The 3,222-nt window shown below is 57.3% G+C and carries 1 rRNA gene; it reads left to right on the forward strand.

The window, feature by feature from the left end:
- Positions 1 to 50: 50 nt before the first annotated feature.
- Positions 51 to 3,169 (forward strand): 23S ribosomal RNA (locus AB0L95_RS41725).
- Positions 3,170 to 3,222 lie beyond the last annotated feature (53 nt).

A 3,222-nucleotide genomic window follows, 5' to 3' on the forward strand; every position in this document is an offset into this window, starting at 1 on the left:
CGGGTGGTTGGTCGTTGTTTGAGAACTGCACAGTGGACGCGAGCATCTGTGGCCAAGTTTTTAAGGGCGCACGGTGGATGCCTTGGCACCAGGAACCGATGAAGGACGTGGGAGGCCACGATAGTCCCCGGGGAGTCGTCAACCAGGCTTTGATCCGGGGGTTTCCGAATGGGGAAACCCGGCAGTCGTCATGGGCTGTCACCCGCTGCTGAACACATAGGCAGTGTGGAGGGAACGCGGGGAAGTGAAACATCTCAGTACCCGCAGGAAGAGAAAACAACCGTGATTCCGGGAGTAGTGGCGAGCGAAACCGGATGAGGCTAAACCTTAAGCGTGTGAGACCCGGCAGGGGTTGCGCTTGGGGGGTTGTGGGATCTCTCTTCCACGGTCTGCCGGCCGTGGGACGAGTCAGAAACCGTTGATGTAGGCGAAGGACATGCGAAAGGTCCGGCGTAGAGGGTAAGACCCCCGTAGTCGAAACGTCAGCGGCTCGTTTGAGAGACACCCAAGTAGCACGGGGCCCGAGAAATCCCGTGTGAATCTGGCGGGACCACCCGCTAAGCCTAAATATTCCCTGGTGACCGATAGCGGATAGTACCGTGAGGGAATGGTGAAAAGTACCGCGGGAGCGGAGTGAAATAGTACCTGAAACCGTGTGCCTACAAGCCGTGGGAGCGTCGGAATGTGCTTGCACATTCTCGTGACTGCGTGCCTTTTGAAGAATGAGCCTGCGAGTTTGCGGTGTGTTGCGAGGTTAACCCGGGTGGGGTAGCCGTAGCGAAAGCGAGTCCGAATAGGGCGTTGGAGTAGCACGCTCAAGACCCGAAGCGGAGTGATCTAGCCATGGGCAGGTTGAAGCGGAGGTAAGACTTCGTGGAGGACCGAACCCACCAGGGTTGAAAACCTGGGGGATGACCTGTGGTTAGGGGTGAAAGGCCAATCAAACTCCGTGATAGCTGGTTCTCCCCGAAATGCATTTAGGTGCAGCGTCGTGTGTTTCTTGCCGGAGGTAGAGCACTGGATAGGCGATGGGCCCTACCGGGTTACTGACCTTAGCCAAACTCCGAATGCCGGTAAGTGAGAGCGCGGCAGTGAGACTGTGGGGGATAAGCTCCATGGTCGAGAGGGAAACAGCCCAGAGCATCGACTAAGGCCCCTAAGCGTACGCTAAGTGGGAAAGGATGTGGAGTCGCACAGACAACCAGGAGGTTGGCTTAGAAGCAGCCACCCTTGAAAGAGTGCGTAATAGCTCACTGGTCTAGTGATTCCGCGCCGACAATGTAGCGGGGCTCAAGCGTACCGCCGAAGTCGTGTCATTGCAGTATGAGGGCTAACGCCTGCTGTGATGGGTAGGGGAGCGTCGTCTGCCGGGTGAAGCGGCACTGGAAGGTAGTCGTGGACGGTTGACGAGTGAGAATGCAGGCATGAGTAGCGATACAAACGTGAGAAACGTTTGCGCCGATTGACTAAGGGTTCCTGGGTCAAGCTGATCTGCCCAGGGTAAGTCGGGACCTAAGGCGAGGCCGACAGGCGTAGTCGATGGATAACCGGTTGATATTCCGGTACCCGCTGTGGAGCGTCAAACATCGAGCATCGTGATGCTAAGGCCGTGAAGCCGTTCCGGAGCCTTCGGGCAAGGGAAAGTGGTGGAGCCGCCGGACCAAGCGGTTAGTAGGTGAGTGATGGGGTGACGCAGGAAGGTAGTCCATCCCGGGCGGTGGTTGTCCCGGGGTAAGGGTGTAGCCCGAGTGGTAGGTAAATCCGCCGCTCTTGCAGGGTGAGACCTGATGCCGAGCCGATTGTGGTGAAGTGGATGATCCTATGCTGTCGAGAAAAGCCTCTAGCGAGTTTCATGGCGGCCCGTACCCTAAACCGACTCAGGTGGTCAGGTAGAGAATACCGAGGCGTTCGGGTGAACTATGGTTAAGGAATTCGGCAAAATGCCCCCGTAACTTCGGGAGAAGGGGGGCCACGTCTGGTGAGGGAACTTGCTTTCCGAGCTGGGGGTGGCCGCAGAGACCAGCGAGAAGCGACTGTTTACTAAAAACACAGGTCCGTGCGAAGCCGTAAGGCGATGTATACGGACTGACGCCTGCCCGGTGCTGGAACGTTAAGGGGACCGGTTAGCTCACTTTCGGGTGGGCGAAGCTGAGAACTTAAGCGCCAGTAAACGGCGGTGGTAACTATAACCATCCTAAGGTAGCGAAATTCCTTGTCGGGTAAGTTCCGACCTGCACGAATGGCGTAACGACTTCTCGACTGTCTCAACCATAGGCCCGGTGAAATTGCACTACGAGTAAAGATGCTCGTTTCGCGCAGCAGGACGGAAAGACCCCGGGACCTTTACTACAGTTTGATATTGGTGTTCGGTTCGGCTTGTGTAGGATAGCTGGGAGACTGTGAAGCTCGGACGCCAGTTCGGGTGGAGTCGTCGTTGAAATACCAGTCTGGTCGTGCTGGATGTCTAACCCGGGTCCGTGATCCGGATCGGGGACAGTGTCTGATGGGTAGTTTAACTGGGGCGGTTGCCTCCTAAAGGGTAACGGAGGCGCCCAAAGGTTCCCTCAGCCTGGTTGGCAATCAGGTGTTGAGTGTAAGTGCACAAGGGAGCTTGACTGTGAGACCGACGGGTCGAGCAGGGACGAAAGTCGGGACTAGTGATCCGGCGGTGGCTTGTGGAAGCGCCGTCGCTCAACGGATAAAAGGTACCCCGGGGATAACAGGCTGATCTTCCCCAAGAGTCCATATCGACGGGATGGTTTGGCACCTCGATGTCGGCTCGTCGCATCCTGGGGCTGGAGTCGGTCCCAAGGGTTGGGCTGTTCGCCCATTAAAGCGGTACGCGAGCTGGGTTTAGAACGTCGTGAGACAGTTCGGTCCCTATCCGCTGTGCGCGTAGGAGTCTTGAGAAGGGCTGTCCCTAGTACGAGAGGACCGGGACGGACGAACCTCTGGTGTGCCAGTTGTTCTGCCAAGGGCATGGCTGGTTGGCTACGTTCGGGAGGGATAACCGCTGAAAGCATCTAAGCGGGAAGCCTGCTTCGAGATGAGGACTCCCACCCACTTGATGGGGTAAGGCTCCCAGTAGACGACTGGGTTGATAGGCCGGATCTGGAAGCACGGTAACGTGTGGAGGTGACCGGTACTAATAGGCCGAGGGCTTGTCCTCAGTTGCTCGCGTCCACTGTGTTGGTTCTGAAACCACGAACAATCCCGCCACTG

The organism is Streptomyces sp. NPDC052036 (genome assembly GCF_040680495.1).
Lineage (GTDB): Bacteria > Actinomycetota > Actinomycetes > Streptomycetales > Streptomycetaceae > Streptomyces.